This window comes from Mesorhizobium sp. YR577, assembly GCF_900116595.1.
In the GTDB taxonomy this organism is placed as follows: domain Bacteria; phylum Pseudomonadota; class Alphaproteobacteria; order Rhizobiales; family Rhizobiaceae; genus Mesorhizobium_M.
This window is the reverse complement of sequence record NZ_FPBI01000033.1, coordinates 1-16463: the sequence shown is the minus strand read 5'-3', so window position 1 is coordinate 16463 and position 16463 is coordinate 1. Positions and strand designations below refer to the sequence as shown.

Annotated in this window: 13 protein-coding genes; 4 read left to right on the top strand and 9 right to left on the bottom strand. The window is 61.1% G+C overall.

Annotation, left to right across the window (positions count from 1 at the left end; genetic code table 11):
• Positions 1–68: 68 nt before the first annotated feature.
• A complete protein-coding gene (locus BM413_RS29125) occupies positions 69–1229 on the bottom strand; it encodes a DUF3095 domain-containing protein (protein ID WP_244538088.1) in 1161 nt (386 codons plus the stop codon).
• A 93-nt stretch (positions 1230–1322) separates the two neighbouring features.
• On the opposite strand from BM413_RS29125, the gene BM413_RS29120 reads away from it, so the two are divergent.
• Together BM413_RS29120 and BM413_RS29115 are read left to right on the top strand one after the other, a co-directional pair.
• Complete coding sequence (locus BM413_RS29120; RefSeq protein ID WP_091918354.1) at positions 1323–2411, top strand: glycosyltransferase family 4 protein; 1089 nt, start codon at positions 1323–1325, stop codon at positions 2409–2411.
• Complete coding sequence (locus tag BM413_RS29115) at positions 2408–3175, top strand: polysaccharide deacetylase family protein (RefSeq protein WP_091918353.1); 768 nt, start codon at positions 2408–2410, stop codon at positions 3173–3175. Before BM413_RS29120 ends, BM413_RS29115 begins: the two co-directional genes overlap by 4 nt.
• On the opposite strand, the gene BM413_RS29110 is transcribed toward BM413_RS29115, so the two are convergent.
• From BM413_RS29110 to BM413_RS29095, 4 genes are all read right to left on the bottom strand, one after another.
• Entirely contained in the window at positions 3176–4030 is an 855-nt protein-coding gene (locus tag BM413_RS29110) for an MBL fold metallo-hydrolase (RefSeq protein ID WP_091918352.1), read from the bottom strand.
• Between the two features lie 139 nt (positions 4031–4169).
• Complete coding sequence (locus BM413_RS29105) at positions 4170–4619, bottom strand: cyclic nucleotide-binding domain-containing protein (RefSeq protein ID WP_091918351.1); 450 nt, start codon at positions 4617–4619, stop codon at positions 4170–4172.
• Between the two features lie 39 nt (positions 4620–4658).
• Positions 4659–7373: an ABC transporter transmembrane domain-containing protein gene (locus BM413_RS29100; protein WP_091918350.1), complete on the bottom strand. Its 2715-nt coding sequence runs from the start codon at positions 7371–7373 to the stop codon at positions 4659–4661.
• Positions 7374–7390: 17 nt separating this feature from the next.
• On the bottom strand, positions 7391–7963 hold the full coding sequence (locus BM413_RS29095; protein WP_091918349.1) for a hypothetical protein: 573 nt from the start codon (positions 7961–7963) through the stop codon (positions 7391–7393).
• Between the two features lie 80 nt (positions 7964–8043).
• On the opposite strand from BM413_RS29095, the gene BM413_RS29090 reads away from it, so the two are divergent.
• Complete coding sequence (locus BM413_RS29090; protein WP_175544485.1) at positions 8044–8718, top strand: class I SAM-dependent methyltransferase; 675 nt, start codon at positions 8044–8046, stop codon at positions 8716–8718.
• On the opposite strand, the gene BM413_RS29085 is transcribed toward BM413_RS29090, so the two are convergent.
• The 3 genes from BM413_RS29085 to BM413_RS29075 are packed head-to-tail and all read right to left on the bottom strand — an operon-like array spanning position 8696 to position 12307.
• Complete coding sequence (locus BM413_RS29085) at positions 8696–9850, bottom strand: glycosyltransferase family protein (protein ID WP_091918347.1); 1155 nt, start codon at positions 9848–9850, stop codon at positions 8696–8698. The two genes, BM413_RS29090 and BM413_RS29085, sit on opposite strands and share 23 nt — an antisense overlap.
• Positions 9847–11091 (bottom strand): glycosyltransferase, encoded by a 1245-nt coding sequence (locus tag BM413_RS29080; protein ID WP_091918346.1) that lies wholly within the window; start codon positions 11089–11091, stop codon positions 9847–9849. The genes BM413_RS29085 and BM413_RS29080 overlap by 4 nt, the downstream gene beginning before the upstream one ends.
• A 1-nt stretch (position 11092) precedes the next feature.
• A complete protein-coding gene (locus tag BM413_RS29075) occupies positions 11093–12307 on the bottom strand; it encodes a glycosyltransferase family protein (protein ID WP_091918345.1) in 1215 nt (404 codons plus the stop codon).
• 542 nt (positions 12308–12849) lie between these two features.
• Between BM413_RS29075 and BM413_RS29070 the strand changes: the two genes are divergently transcribed.
• Positions 12850–14703, top strand: a complete 1854-nt coding sequence (locus BM413_RS29070; protein ID WP_244538087.1) for a mechanosensitive ion channel family protein — start codon at positions 12850–12852, stop codon at positions 14701–14703.
• A gap of 117 nt (positions 14704–14820) precedes the next feature.
• On the opposite strand, the gene BM413_RS29065 is transcribed toward BM413_RS29070, so the two are convergent.
• On the bottom strand, positions 14821–16209 hold the full coding sequence (locus BM413_RS29065; protein ID WP_091918344.1) for a hypothetical protein: 1389 nt from the start codon (positions 16207–16209) through the stop codon (positions 14821–14823).
• Positions 16210–16463: the final 254 nt, after the last annotated feature.

Here is a 16463-nt window from a genome sequence, read left to right as displayed (position 1 = left end):
GATGCCACGCTCGTCCCAGGAGCTACCGGCGAGGCATATTGCGGAAATCGGATTTCCGCAAGCCGAAGTCAGCCTGCCAGCTTTGCCTTCAGGCCGGCGGCAGCCATCGCGTAGCCGCCGGCAGCGCCATCGACGAAGTGGACATGGTCGCGCTGCAGCGGTGATGCGACGATGCAGGTCATCAGGGCCGATTTCTGCCGGTGCAGGCCGTAGCTGCACACGCCTGCCTTTTCCGCCTGTTTCAGCCGGTCCTCAATCCTTTGCAAGACGTCCCGATCCACGTCGATAGTCATCTTCAAGCCATCGTCGAATTTGCGGAAATCGGAATTGCTCGCCACCTGGCGCTTGTAGAGATCGGGATCGAACGTTCCGACCTTGCGGCCGAGCTTTATGGCGACGGTCGTAAGCGTCATCAGGAAGACGACCCACAGTTTGGCCAGCCACCGCTTGCCCACGGGCGCTATAGCGCGCGCTTCCAAATCGAGACCCGGCGGGGGGAAGCTGAATTCGGGGCCTTCCACCGGAACGGGATGCCCGCCGCGCTCCTCTCCGCCAGTCAGGGCGATGATGTCGGACACCAGGGTCTGAAAGGCCTGCATGTCGCGCGAAGCACCGGGAATGGCAATGATCGAGACGATTTCGCCATGCCTGGCCTCGATCGGATCCCAGCGGCATGAAAGGCCCGTAAGATCCGGGCGGGTTCCCGCGGCCGCGGGTTCGATGCGGTAGCGTCCCGCCTTCATTTCGGCTTCCGCCCAACTGCTGCCACCGCCGGCGAACATGGCGTAGAAAACCTCCTCGGAAGGCTGGAACCTTGCAACGCGCACGTCCAGCCCGTGCGCCCGGATATCGCTGACCGGCACGATCGCCGCGCGCAAGGTCAGGTTCAATTCGTCGGCAACCCACGCCTGCACCGCCGCCAGGGCATTTCTGGTGATCTCCAGTTTGGAGGCCGGAAACGCAACCATCGCACCGTCGCCGCCGAATATGAAGGGAAGATCGCGGCGGCCGAGCGCGTTCAGCAAGGCCGATATCACGCTGGCGCCGGCCATGTTGACCGCTTTGTAACCGCCGGCAGAGACTGCGTCGGTCGAGGCAACGATATCTGCCGTCGCAAGCGCCCAGTCGTCGGGAAGCGGCCGATAGTTGCCGACATCGGCAACGCCTTCGAACTCGGTGAAAACCGGCAGGGTGTCGACAAAGGGATCAGTTTCGGCAGCTGTTTCCATGTGTATCAAATACCACATTTCCCCCGCGTAAGAGTGAAGTCGATCACGCTTCGAAATTGACTTGCACAGGCTTTCCGATGATAGGGTCCGGCGATGCGAATTGCCTTCTACGCACCCCTGAAGTCGCCCAATCATCCCGTTGCCTCCGGTGACCGCCAGATGGCGCGGATGCTTGTGAAAGCGCTCCATAGCTACGGCCACAGCGTCGAAATAGTTTCCGAATTGCGCGGCTTTCTGCGCGAACCGGTGCAGGACAATTTCGATAAGCTGAGAACCGAAGCCCAAGGGGAAATCGCGCGGCTGAGCAAACTATGGGCGCGGGATGGCCGGCCCGACCTGTGGTTTTCCTACCACCCCTATTACAAGGCGCCCGACCTGATCGGCCCCGAACTGGCCTCCGTCTTCGCCATTCCCTATGTGACGGCTGAAGCTTCCTATTCGAACCGCCGCAATAGCGGCCTTTGGGCCGAAACGCAGGCGCTGGTGGCGCAATCAGTCGAGCAGGCGGCGTTGAACATCTGCTTCACCCGCCGGGACCATCAGGGGCTGGCCGAAGCAATTCCCAACGCCACCCTTAGTATGCTCGCCCCCTTCATCGACACGTCGGCATTCCTAAAAACGCCGCCACCGAGCGCGCCGGCTCGACTCGTCACCGTCGCCATGATGCGCCCTGGCGACAAGCTTGAAAGCTATGGCATGCTGGCGAAAGCGCTCGGCCTGATTGCGCATCTGCCATGGACCTTGTCGGTCGTCGGAGACGGGCCAGCGCGCGCTGATGTTGCGGCGCTGTTCGCCGGTCTGCCGGCCGAGCGCATTGAATGGCTCGGCGCAATCGAGCCAACCGCCGTGCCGGGGGTCCTCTATGGCGGAGGTATCTACGTCTGGCCGGGGTTTGGCGAAGCCTATGGCGTCGCTTATCTCGAAGCACAGGCTGCCGGCCTTCCCGTCGTGGCGCAGGACATTGCAGGCGTGCCGGAGGTCGTGCGGCATGGCGAGACCAGCTTTCTTACGCCGCCTGGTGACGTACCGGCATTTGCAGCGGCTATCGAAAGGCTTTTGACACAAGAGGACGAGAGAGCCCTCCTCAGCCAGGCTGCCTGGCGCTTCGTGCTTGACGAACGCTCCCTCGACATGGCAGCGACGCGCCTAGCCGAACTGCTTGCGAAAGTGTCCCCATCATGACCACGGATTCGATCTGGCAGCCCTTGCGCGAAGAACTCACGCGCTGGGAAGGCACCGGTCACACGGCGGAGTTCTGGCTGCGGGACGACGACGCCGTGGAGCCGACGCCCGCGCTTGACTGGTTGCTGGACGTCTCCGGCGACTTCGCAGTTCCGGTGACGCTGGCCGTCATTCCGGCCGCCACTGATGGAAGGCTTGCCGACCGGCTCAGCCACTCCGAGCATGCCGCAGTCGCCGTCCATGGCTGGGCGCACCAAAATCATGGGCCAAAGGACCAGAAAAAACAGGAGCTCGGGGCACATCGACCGCTCGGGGCGGTGCTTGACGAATTGGCAGGCGGATTATCGCGGATAATCCGGCTTCACGGCGAGCGCGCCGTTCCGATGCTGGTGCCGCCGTGGAACAGGATAGACGCAGGCCTGATAGATAACCTCGGTTCGATCGGTTTCACCGCACTGTCCGTCTACGGACCACCGAAACCGGCCCCTATCCGCGTGATCAACAGCAATGTCGACATCATGGATTGGCACGGCACGCGTGGCTGCCGGGATCACGCTCAGCTTGTTCAGGAGATCGTCGCGCGATTGCAGCAGGGGTACGATGGCGGCGAACCGGTCGGCCTGCTCACGCATCATCTCGTGCACGACGAGGCTGCCTGGGTTTTCCTGGAGCAGCTCTTCGAAGTGACCGGTCGCAGCCGCGCGTGCAGATGGCTTCCCGTAAGCATGCTTATCGAGCGCCGCACAACGGGCGGAAAAGAATAGTTATTTTCGACCTCGCCTCGAAGCAGGGAGCTCCAGTGTCTGGCCGTCGCGGGCAGCAAACGCCCCGGCAAACCTGTCCTTGGCCTGCTTTTCGATCGCGTCCAGCTCCTCGTCGGTGCGCGTCGGATCGTGATGGAAAAGCGCAAGACCGCGCGCACCCGCCGCTTCGCACAGCTTGACGCCCTGTTGCCAGGTCGAGTGCCCGTAACCGCGGCGGCGCTCCATCTCGTCTTCGGTGTAAGTGCAATCATAGATGACGAGATCGGCATCCTGGATAAGGCCAAGAATGGACTGATCGAGCTTGCCGGGCTCATGTTCGGTGTCGGTAATCACCGCCACGATACGACCGCCCCATTCGATACGATAGCCTATGCAGCCTCCGGGATGGTTGAGGCTGCCGGTTGTGACCACGATGCCTTCCCGGGGCCGTAGCACGTCTCCGGAGACGAAATCCCGGCAGTCGAGACTTGCCTTGCAGATGTCGAGCTTGGCTGGAAACCATGGCGGCTGCATGAATTCGTTGACCATCTGCCGCGTTGTCATGCGCCCTGCGAGATGCCCCGACCAAAGCGTAACCTTGACGCTGCGGTCATAGACCGGCGAGAAAAACGGCAGCCCTATGATGTGGTCATAGTGGCAATGGGTGAAAAGCAGGTCGAAATCGGTCACGCCCGCTGCCCGAAGCGCTTCGCCGGCAGGCCGCAGTCCAGAGCCGGCGTCGAACAGGAGCGTATGCCCACCGCACCGCATCTCGACGCAGATAGTATTTCCGCCGTAGCGCGAGAACTCTGGCCCGGATACCGCAATGCTGCCGCGCACGCCCCAAAACCTGACCAGGAAAACGTCGTCGTCCATGCTACCCCTTCGCAGTCCCCATCGGCCATAGTAGCCAAACAACTGCTGCTAGGCGAGACAGGTTTTCTTCAGGGGATCTCCTGATTAAGAGGCATGTGCCATAGCTATGGCGCATTGAGGATTGAGCGAGCATCATTCGCTATTTGGCGCTTCGCGCGTCGATCAGTTCCGCTGTCGTATGGCTCAGGCGATCGGCCAGAACGCGCAGTATTTCGATCGTCATTTCAGGGAACTCCTTCATAAGTCGCAGGAAATGATCCTTGCGAATTCGAAGGACTTCCAGCGGAACCGCCGCCCTTACGGTGGCCGTGCGGGAAACGTTGCACAATATTGCGATCTCGCCAACAATCGAATTGGGTTCCAGCTCGGCGACCTTGATCGGACCGGCGTCGGACTCGACTAGAATATCGGCTGTGCCCGAAAGGATGACATAGGCGGCGTCTCCCTCGTCGCCCTGCCGGAAAAGAATCTGGCCGGCGCCGTAGGTGACGCGATCTGATGTGAAGGCGAGCAGCTTCAGCTTTGCCGGCTCGACGCCGGAAAACAGGGGAACGCGTTGCAGCATTCCAACTTCATCCTTGAGCAGCATCGTCGCAAACCTTCCCCAAAATTCGCGTTTGCCAGACCTTTATGACAGCAGTTCCTTGAAGATACCGTTTCCTGCCAAAAGTGTCTCGTGTGTTCCGTCTTCCACCAATTGACCCGCATCGAAGACGGCAACGCGGTCAAACATCATGCCCATTGCCGGATTTGTCACGACCCAGACAATCGCCGGTGAATGGTCGTCACGTCTAGCCTCTTCAAGCACATTGCGCAGCACTTGTTCCTGCATGCGTTGGTCCAGAGCCGAAAGCGGACGGTTGAGAATGAGAAAATCCGGACGCTTAAGCAGGGCCCGGGCAACGTCAAGCTTCTGCCTTTGTCCGCCGGTCAGACGCCTGCCGCCGGACCCCACGTTGAAGTCCAGGCCGACATCCAGGACTTCGTTGTATAGGCCGAGCTTGTCCAGAATGTCGTAGACGATGGAGCGTATGCGCTCCGGCGCATCGGGATGATTGTTGCCCACACGCCCGAACAGAACGTTGTCCATGACGGTGGCCGCGGCAATGTATTTGGCCGGATCATACCGCTCGATCGCATCTTGCAGCTCGGGCGGCAGATTTTCGTAGAACCGGTTGCGCGCCGCCACGATCTTGCCCATCAGTTCTTCGGTCAGCAAGCCGAAGCGGTGCCGGGGTTCGATATAGGCAAAGCTCAAGGTGACGATCATGGCGCGGTCGCTTTCCGATACCGCTTCGTAGGGGCGGTTCTTGAGCCGCTGCAACAGGGTTTCGTAGGCCGGAATCTCTTCGGGGGTCATGAAGGCGAGTTGCTGGAAGAACGGATGATCGGGTGGCAGGTCGGCGAACAGCTCGATCGCCTGTTCGGCGATCTCCAGACCCATTTCATAGAGCGTGCGGTCGAGACTTGCCTGCCTCAGCACGGAAGCGAAATACGGATTGGCCGCAAGCGCCCTGTCGGCCAGCTTGGGGCCGGCGGCGGCGCCGAAGAGCAGGTTCTCGCCGATCGTCGCTTCCTTGTTGTAGGCGCCCGGTTCGAACGGAACCACCAGCCCGCTCAATCCTTCCTGTTCCAGCCGGCTGCGAAGTGCTGCACGCAATTCGACGATCCGGCCGGCGAGCTCCGTATGACGCGTGCCGTCGACCGAAGAGCGAAGGCCTAGATCCAGGATATCGCGCGACAAAAGGACCGCGTCGAGCACCCGGCGCACAGCCTCGAAGAGGTCCTGCGGGCCGGTAGCGCCAGCGGAAGCGTAGTCGATCCAGTCGCTGCGGATGTCGAAATCGGGATTGCCCGACCGGCTCGCTTCATCGACGTCCCAGCGACGCTGGACCGCGGCACTGCCGTCATAGGTCACTGGCGTAAGCGGCGCATGTTTCAGCCCGTAGAGAAGGTTCTCGCGAAGGCTTGCATGGAACAGGAAAACATCCGACGAGGCGTAAGACATGCGCCGGCCGGTCACGGCTTCGGGAAGTTCAAGCAGATCGTCGGTGCCCGAAACGACCCTTCCGTTCTCCGGCCGGTTAAGCCGCGCGAGAGCTTCCGCAAGCGCCTCGGCTCCACCCGTCGCGGAACTGACCAGCGCCAACGTCTCGCCCGGCTTGACCTGGAGGGATACACGGTCAAGCAGCATTGCACCGCCATCGTCGGTCATGGACAGGCTGACTGCCGAAATGGGTTTGGTCATCGGGCCGGGATCTTCGATCGTCAGGGCCTCGATTTGCGGCGGGATGAGACCATCAACCGTGAACTGCTCGACCACCTGCTGGTATTTGACCTGGACGTCCTGACGCGCTTGATCCCAGTCAATCAGTTCTTTCATCGGGCCAGGCAGATCCTTGTAGGCGCTGATCACCGCCACGAGCTGGCCGACATCCAGCCGCCCCTGAATGACGAGATAGCCGCCGATCATGTAAAACAGGAAAGGCGTGATCTGGGCGAGGAAATTATTGAGGAACTTTACCATGAACTTCCACTGGTAAAGGTCGTAGCGGATTTTGAAGATGCGGCCGAGCCGGGCAGCTATGTCGGCGCGTTCGTAGTTCGACGTGTCGTGAATATGGACCGCGCCAATGCCATCGACGATTTCACCGACGCGGCCCGAAAGCGCGCGCGCCGTCAGTTGCCGTTCGCGGCTGAGGACGATCAGCCGGCGCCGCATGCGCGGGATAAGAATGATCTGAATGCCAACGATCACTGCAGCTATCATTCCGAGCCAGAAGTTCTGGACCATGATGAACAGCATGGCGGTCAGCGCCTGGCCACCGAGCAGCACCGGCTGGATGAAGGCATCGCCGATAAAGCCGCCAAGCGGCTCCACCTCGTCCTTCACCATGGTCGCCACCTCGGCGGATTTCACCCGCTTGAAGTAAAACGGCGGAAACCGCAGCACACGATCGACCAGCTCGAAGCGAATGCGCCGCAGCATGCGCTCGCCGAGGCGGCCCTTGTAGGTATTGATGTAGAGCTTGAACAGGCCGTTGACGACGACCAGCAGCAGGAAGACCATGCTGAGCGCAAACAGCGTCGCCTCGCGGCCGAGCTGGAAACCATCGAAAAACTGGACATCCCCGATGAAGGGAATGTCGTAATGCAGCTTCATAAACGGCTGGGTCGCGCCCGGCTGTTCAAAACCTCCACCCTGGATAGGACCGTTGACGATCAGTTTCGGCAGGTCGAAGGACATGAAATAGGGGATCATCGAGAGCAAGACGATCATCACTATCCAGAGCTGCTGCTTCCGGGTGTGCGTCCAGATATAGCGGGCTAGGCTGGGTTCCATATGCGACTGCGGACCGTTCAGTTGGAAGGATGCAGGACGTAAAAGCGTCTTTTGGCGAATGGCGTATCGGCGATTTCTTCATCGCCAAGGACAAGCTCGAAGCTGCAATGCACTGAAAGTGTCTCGCGATCGAGGATGGATGGGACCTGCGAGGCGGCGCGATCCAGTTCTGGCGCATAGTCGATGACGACGACGCGGGCATTGTCGATCAGCGAAAAAAGCAGCTGGCCAAGCGGTTCACGGCTTCCGTAAGCCTTCAGGGAATAGCCGAGCAGGACAAGACCGTAACTGTGCGGCGCGTAGTCGTAAGAGACTTCCTGGAACTTGCGCGGAACATGCCGCACGCGACAGGGATGGCCGTTGAGTTCGTCCGCCTCGAAGGCCGCAGTCTTCGGATCCACCGACAGTACGGACAAAGGCTTATGCGTCAGATACCCGGTGATTGGTCGTTCATGCCCGCCGATTTCGATCACATGCGGGCAGTCCCGGACGAAATGCGCCGCGAGCACCTGACGGATGGAGGCCGACGGCCCGGACAGGTGCAGGAGGCCCTCTCCGGCACCGGGCAATGGCGAAGCGGCTTGCAGCATAATCACATCCACGAATCAAACAGCCTTGCGGAAGGCAAGATTGCGTTGTGTCGCCCGAAATCCCAACATACAAGACGAATATGATGGATGTCACGCAAGCAGGCAATGCCAACACGGACTGGCGCGAGCAAGCCTACGATCTCACGCGTGGGATCGCGGCCTATGCCGCCTCCCCGCTAGTCGCGGGACTGGCACGCGTCATTTCCAAGCATCCCGAGGCCGATATCGCCAACGCCTTCAACCACAAGCAGGTCGCCTGCAAGATGTGGGCGCGCGACAGCCTTTTCGAGACCTGCGGCGGCCGATATCGGCACATATGGGTTCTCGGTGGCTGGTATGGCGTGCTGCCGGCGATGCTTTTCAACGATGCCCGCTTCGATATCGCGGCGATCGACAGCATCGATATCGATCCCGACGTTGCGGCTGTCGCAAAAACCCTCAACCGCGAAGCAGGTGACCGTTTCCGCGCCGTGACCGGCGATATGTACGCGCTCGATTACGCTAGTGACCGGCCCGATCTGGTGGTCAATACGAGCTGCGAGCACATTGCCGATCTGCCTGCCTGGCTTGCTATCCTTCCGCAGGGCACGAATGTTCTGCTGCAATCGAACGATTATTTCAGCGAGCCGACGCACATCAATTGCGTTGCCTCGCTTGCCGCTTTCGAGGCTATGGCGGCGTTGAAGGAAGTGCGTTTCTCCGGCGAACTGCCGACGAAGAACTATACCCGCTTCATGCTGATCGGGTCGGTTTAGTCCCAAGTCTTTCGCGCAGAATCTTCGCTGTGCGCTGCGCACCTTCCAGATCGAGGCGATGTGCGGCAGGTGCTGGTCCGGCAAACGCTGCCTGGATCGCTTGCACCAGACCTTCGGGCGTCAGATCCTGCTCGGTCAACACGGTTGCAAGGCCGAGTTCCTCGAGCATCTCGGCGCGAACCGTCTGTTCGGTTTCCCCGCCGGCGGCAAATGGAACGAGCAGAGAGCGGCAACCGGCGCGCAGGACATCGCACACGGTGTTGTAGCCCGCCTGCGATACAGACAGGCGCGCGCCGGTCAATAGGCTGGCGAAGTCCTCGCGGAACCGGAAAACGGACAGGCCCGGCGTCGCTTCGCGGGTAATCGCCTCGAACTCGCCCGTTGGCAGGTTGGGGCCGGTGACCAGGCACCATTTCCAGCCATTGTTGGCCTTTTGAGCCGCCGCGACCGTGGACCTGACAAGGCTCTTTCCTGCTGCCCCGCCCCCAACCGACACCAGAACGTCGAAGTTCTCGGAGGTCGCGGGCGGTGGCGGCGCGGCGACGAGGCCAGTATAGACAACCTTGGCCGCTATCGCGCCGGCCGGCGGGAATGTCTTGTCGATCGTAGCGAACGTGGGATCGCCATGAACCAATACGAGGTCGAAATGCCGATTGATGAGATCGACCGTTTCCTCGTTTCTGCCCGGCTTGACGCGCTCCTGAAGGATGTCGCGGACGGACGTCGCGAGCAATGGCTTGGGCGATGTCGCATCGATAGCTTCGATCAGGGGCAGAAGTTCGAAACGCATCTGCCGACGACCGAAGGGAAATGCCTCGATGATGACGATGTCCGGCCGGCATTCCCGGAACGTCTGCAAGAGCATTTCACAGCGCCTTTCCCTAAAGGCATCGTCAATGGGCTTTCCCTCCAGGTCGACCAGCCCGGAAAATCCCTCATCGCCGGAGGTCACAGGCGGAAGGGTCACGGATTTGACATTTGGCCCAGGAAACCCAGCAACCGGCGCTCCGCCGGTAACGACGATCACGTCAAAACCGTCATCGGCAAGTGCCGCCGCAATGCGGCTGGCGCGTGCGAGATGGCCAATGCCCAGCAGGTGCTGGACATAGAAGAAGACCCGCAATGGTTTCATTCGGCCGCCTGCCACTCCCGTTCGAACAGTTCCTTGAGCTGATCGATGCTCGAAACATGATCGAAGTGGTGGCGCACTTTATGCTCCGCAGCTTCGCCGAGGCTGACGCGCAGAACAGGATCGCGTATCAACCGCTCCAGTGCCCTGGCGAGGGCATCGGGATCTTCCGGTGGGACGAGCAACCCGGTCTCTTCGGGCGACAGCAATTCAGGAACGCCAGAAACGTCCGTCGAAACACAGGCAAGCCGCTGGCTCGCAGCCTCTACCAGAACATTCGGCAGGCCGTCACGGTCGCCATTGGCGGTAATCCGGCAAGCCAGTGCAAAGATATCGCTGCGGCGGTAGTGCTCCAGCACCTCTTCCTGAGCAAGCGCGCCTTTCCACGAAACGCGGTCGGCAATTCCAAGTTTTTGCGCCAGCGTCTTAAGCCGGACGAGTTCTTCGCCTCCGCCGATATGCTCGAACCGCCACGCCAGATCACCGGGCAACAGCGCCAGGGCATTCAGCAGGATATCATAGCCCTTCTTTTCGACGGCGCGCCCGACGCTGAGCACGACCACCGGCTCTTCGGCCGACGAGCCGTCGCGCTCGCGGCGCGCCTCACCGAAACTGCCGAAACGATCAAGGTCGAGGCCGTGATAGCTCAGATGCACCGGCGAGCTGCCATTGGCGAGCTTCTTCAAATGGTCGAAGCCGGTTTTCGTGCAGGTAACCGTCCAGCGCGCCGAGGAAAGCTTGTCTGCCAGATCCCAGTCCGCCGATGTCCAGATGTCCTTTGCATGCGCCGAACAGGTCCAGGGCAGCCCGCGAAGCAGGCTTGCATAGCGCGTGACCGATGCCGGCGTGTGCACGAAATGCGCATGCAGCCAGCCGGCGTCTGCCGGCCATTCGGCGGCCAGCACGAGCGCCTGCCCGAAGCGCCGCACGCGGTTGCGGGAGAAATCTCGGGGAAGGTCCGCCGCCAGCGACCGGAGCGCGCGCCAGAAGCCCGGCCGCGGAAGACAGGCCAGCAGCGAGCGAGCCACCCGCAACGGCTCCTGATGCAGATATTCCGGCAGATAGTGGACGGGAGCCCGGATCTCGTCATGCACGGGATGCCGCTTGCCGTCGGTGGGCCGCCGTAGCGCGACGATCGCCAATTCGAGCCCGGCGCGTTCCAGACCGAGCAGTTCCTGGGCGATAAAGGTTTCCGACAGGCGCGGATACCCCTTCAGAACCACGACGATCTTACGGTGCTGCAACTCAGTTCACACCTTCAACGACCGAAAGATGGTGGCCCGCCCGCCGATCCAGCAGTTCCGCCACGATTTCGGAAATATGAGGCAGTCCTTCCATCGTCAGATCCGGATTGCTCTGCGACGGGCGCGGACGGCCAGGCAGCGCCTTCAACACATCGGCAAAACGCTGTGCATCCTCGGCCTCTTCCGGCAAAAGCATCTCGATCAGGCCGAGTTCGGCCGCCCGGCGGGCGCGTATGAGCTGCTCCTCGCGCGGCTTGACGCGCGGCACGATCAGCGCCGGCTTGTCGAAGGAGAGGATTTCGCAATAGGTGTTGTAGCCGCCCATGGCCACCACCGCCTTGGCCCCGGCGATCAGTTCTTCCATGCGGTTATCGAACTCGATGATCTTGATGTAAGGGATCTTGGCTCCCTTTTTCAGCAGCTTGCTGCGCTTGCGCGCCGGCATATAGGGCCCGAGCACGATCAGGGCCTTGTGCTGCAATTGCGGATCCTGCTGGTAGGCGTCGATGACATTGTGGATCAGCTCGGCGCCGTCTCCACCGCCGCCGGTGGTGACAAGGATATAATCGCCCTCGGGCCGGTGGCCGGGCATCTCGTCCTGCTGCAGGCTCCGTTGCAGGAATCCGACGAATTTCATCTTGGCCCGCACAGTGGGCGGCACATCCAGGCCTGTCAGCGGATCGTAGAACTCCGGCGGTCCATAGGCCCAGATCTTGTCGTAGAACAGGCCGATCTTGCGCATCACGTCCTTGCGCGCCCATTCGGCCTCGAGCAAATGCGGCGCGTCCATAACCTCGCGCAGGCCCAGGACAAGCGTGGTGCCGCGCGTCTTGAGGTAGGACAGCGTGTCCTCGATCTCGCCGCGCAGCCCGAGCGGCTCCTTGTCGACGATGAAGATATCCGGCCGGAAGGTTTCGGCAGTGTGGCGGATGATCGACTGGCGCATCTTCAGCGTCTCATGCAGGTCGATATGCTTCTCCAGCGAGGTGTATTCGCCGTTGCGCAGCTTGATGACGCTGGGGATCTTCACGAAGTCGACGCGGGCACGGTAGTCGAAGGCGCCGGCAATGGTCGCGCCAGAAATGATCAGCACCTGAAGCCCGCGAAAATCCTCGACGAGCGAATGCGCTATCGTGCGGCAACGCCGCAGATGGCCGAGCCCGAAAGTATCGTGGCTGTACATGAGAATTCGTGCGTCGTGTGCGCGCTGGGTCATTATCGAACCTCTTTAAATTCTCACCCTTGAGGGCCATGGACGGCCCCGCAGGCTCCTAAACCTGTATTTATCAATTGACGATAGCGAGAGCGCGCCGGACAGGACCGCTCTCACCGATGCAATATGGTCACGGGCGATGGGAGCCACCGCCGCCGGGCAAGTCGCCACGGAGGGCGGCGATATAGCCCGGTTCGTCATTCAAATCCACTGCCGTGCGGTCATGGGAGCCGAGTACTGCGTTGACGCGGTAAAATCGCTGGGTTTCACGTAAGGTGTCCGGCATCTCTGTCACCACGGAAAATGGCCCGATCGGTTTGTTGCCGACAGACCAGAAGCTGCCTCTTGGGAAAAACACTCGTCGCCCCCGCATGCCCTGATCACTGTACGGGAAGCATAGGCGAGCAATAGCCCTTCGATCAACCCGAATCTCGGACGCGCCCGAGAGGCCGGTCGATCGGCAAAAAAAGCGATGGCGCAACCTGATATTAGGGGAAAATGGAATATGGTCTCTCCCGGTCGAAGGCTGAAGATGGGAGAGGGCCGTGGATAGCGAGCCTGCGATTGCCAAGGACGTCACCTCGATGATCACCGGCGTCGGGCAGATCGACGACCGTCTGGTCGCCGGTCTCCACAGCAGAATGACTGCCCTGAGCGGCATTTCTGCGGAAATCCAATCGTTGAGAGATGCGTTTTCGGCCGCTGGCGTCTCCCCTTTCCTGTTGATTTTTCAGATCATTCTTGTGGTCGCCTTTGTTGCTGGTGTCTTTATCTGGGTCAGCCGTCGCTTCCGGCGAGCAACCGCCGACAGAAGTTTCTGGCGCAGATTTTTCGCCGGCGTGGCGGCGGCAATCGTGGCGCTTCTGGCCGGGTTCATCGCTGCACGCCTGCTCGGCCGCACTGACCTGGCGATGCGAACCCTGCGGGTCTGGACCGTCCTGACCGTTGCAGGCGGCATCACGCTCTTCACGGTCAGACATGTTTTGATGGCTTCGATGCCGCCTGCTTTTCCTAAACCGTCGGACCATATGGCAGCGCTGGTGCGCGGTCTGTCGATTGCCATTGGTTGGGCTCTTGTCGGCATCGGGCTGATCACGACGCTGCATCTTTGGGGCGCCGGGCCGGGTCTTATGGACCTTACCGGTAGCGGATTGGTCGGAATTCCGGCCTTCCTGCTGTTTGTGGTCGCGGTCTGGCGCAACAAACGCACAATGGTGGTTGCGGTAGCCGGTTCGCGGCCGAGAAGCCATTGGCGAAGCCGTCTCGCCAGGGCATGGCCGGCGATCGTGATCGCGTTCCTCATCGTAACCTTCTTCACCACCGAAGCCGCCCAGACATTGGGGATGCCCATTCCGGGATCGGCCATTCTCTTGACCGCACTGATTTTCATCGCCACGCCGCATCTGGACACGATGATCAGCCATTGGGCGCAGCGCGGGTTGGAATCGCCAGACACCTCGATTGCGGTGGCCGCGGGTATGCAAACGGCGCGCTTCGCCATTCTGGTCATCATGCTTGCGCTTCTGGAAACCGTCTGGGCAACGCCTCTGGCTGTCGGGCTGGGCTTCGGCCTGCAATCGGTCGCGACCAATGTGTTCGATATGGCGCTGATCGCCTTGGGAACGGCTTTCCTGTGGAATGTCATCGGCACGATTACCGGGCGGGCGCTGCTGGCCGAGGTTCCAACAGTCGGCGCCAACCCGGAAGCGCTGAGCGCCCCGCGCTCACGGCTTGGCACACTCGTGCCCCTGCTGAGCGGCGTCGGCAAATCCACCATTCTGGCGCTCGCCATGCTTTCCGTGCTGGTGACCATCGGCGTGAATGTCTGGCCGTTGATCACCGGCCTCAGCGTTTTTGGCCTGGCGGTCGGTTTCGGCTCGCAAACGCTGGTGAAGGATGTCGTTTCCGGGCTGTTTTTCCTGATCGACGACGCTTTCCGCTTCGGCGAATATATCGAGACCTCCGGTGCCAAGGGCACCGTCGAGAAGATCTCGATCAGGTCCGTCTCGCTCCGTCATCAGCGCGGTGCGCTGGCAACGATACCTTACGGCCAGATCGGCAAGATCCAGAACTACAGCCGCGACTGGGTGATCGAAAAGCTGATGTTCCGCGTCGCCTTCGACACCGATGTCGAACTTGTCCGAAAGCTGTTCAAGAAAATCGGCCAGGAGATCGCCGAGGACCCGGAAGTCGCCGAGGACCTGCTGGAGCCGTTCAAGAGCCAAGGCATTGCCGAGGTCGAAGACGGCACGCTGGTCATAACCGCCAAATTCAAGGCCAAGGCCGGCAAGCAGACTATGATCCGGCGCGCCGTGATGGTTGCCGTGCATCGCGCCTTCCGCGAAAACGGCATCCAGGCGGTTTCGAAGCCGATGACGTCAAGTCCGGCACCTGCCTGAGGCAGGGCTGGCGGCTTACAGCGGTTCAGTTTTTGATAGAATCGTTGAACCGCTCTAAGTATTTGTTTTTACGCAATTCCGGACGGAAAACCGTTACACACTTTTCCTGGAATTGCTCTAGAACTCTCCTGCTGCCTTGCTTCGGGCAAGTTTGCGCCATCTCGCATTCTCCCGGACCAGTTTCAGATTGTCCGTCACCTCGGCGAACGTCCGGGAACGATATTGCCGGAGCAGTTGGGGGAAAAGCTCCCCCGCCGGCAGGCTTGCAAGCTGCTCTCGTACGGAGATTTGCTCGTCTATGACCCGCATGCCCCAGGCGTTTTCGCGAACCCGTAATTCTACCGCCAGATCACGCTCGTCGGGCACATTTTCGTCGAGCGTGGCCAGCAAAATCGAGTGGAACAGCGCGACATAACCAACCTGCCGCAGGCCGCCCAGAACCCGCACGCGAGGCACTATGGCAAGGACGAGGAACATCAGGAACAGGTTCGGCAACAGTACGCCGTCCAGTAGCGCCTGCCGAAGAGGCTCCCGCTCAAGCGGGATCGACACGCCATTCGGCCGCTCGGGCTCGATCAGGCGTCCATTCTCGATGACGAGTTTGCGCACGCGTTCTTCGCGGATGCCCCAGAAATAATCGGTGGCATTGGGCAGAAATCTGCCGAAGGGACCTGATGCGGCCTCCCGCAAGGCATGATCGAGGCGCTGGCGCCGTTGGGGGTTGGTAAGCAGCTTTGTGAGAATGCTGTCGTCGTCTTCGAGATGTCGGGCCAGGGCAACAGCCGCAAGCCGGTCGTCGATGAAAACCGGCCGGGCGGTCGCCGAACGATCCCAATCGGCCACCAGATGCTGGTTGAGGCTGGTCAGCGCATCGGCGGCGGTCGGGAATTCTTTGTCGGCGCTGGCAAGCAGCGTGCCGAGCCAGCGGCTGGCGTCGGTTTCGTCACCTGCTGCCTCGAGGGCCGGCCTGTTCAGCGAGACTGGCCCCGCCGCGCACACGCTTTTACGGCACAGCTTGTGCCGTCCCATGCCGAACAGATTGACCTTGTCGCCGCCGACATCGAGCCAGCCCGGCCCTTCCCGGCCGATTGTCTCCATGGTCATCGTCGTTCCCGTGAAGCCGACGAAGGCCGACAGCCCGTTTTCGACCGCCCCGAGCCAGGCAAGCAGGAGGGCATCGAAGGTGATCCGGTCCATCAGAAGCAGGCAATGCAGGCCGGATTGGATCACCGGCCTCTGTTCGAACTCGTCAAGCGCCCTGCTGGCCTCCTCGGGCTGCATGAGCGTGCCAAGACGATCGTGCAACACCTCGCGCAGGATCGAGCGGGCGGCGATTGCCGGAGTGGATACGGGTCGGGCCACGGGTCGCCACAGATGGCGGGCATATTCGGAAACCGGCGCATCCCAGTTCTGCTCGATGTCACGCACGACCTCCGGGCAGAGCAGCGACAGAACCGCTAGAATTTCTGCAGGGGGCGTTGTGCTTGCGACAAGGGCATCGGTCATCGGCTTCGTCTAGCCGGTCGCAGCGAAAACGCCAAGATCGATGCTGCGCATCCGCCTTGGAAGAGTTGGAATTGGCCGATGCGAGCGGTCATCGGGAGATTGTCAATCTCGTGAAAATGGTGTGAGACGAACACCGGCTATTTCCGACGGAGTTCACCCCATGAGCAATCACCTGTTCGACGCCATCCGCAAAGCGGCTGTCGATCGCAATGCTGCCTTTATCCTGGCGACGGGCGGACGCGTCTGGAGCTATG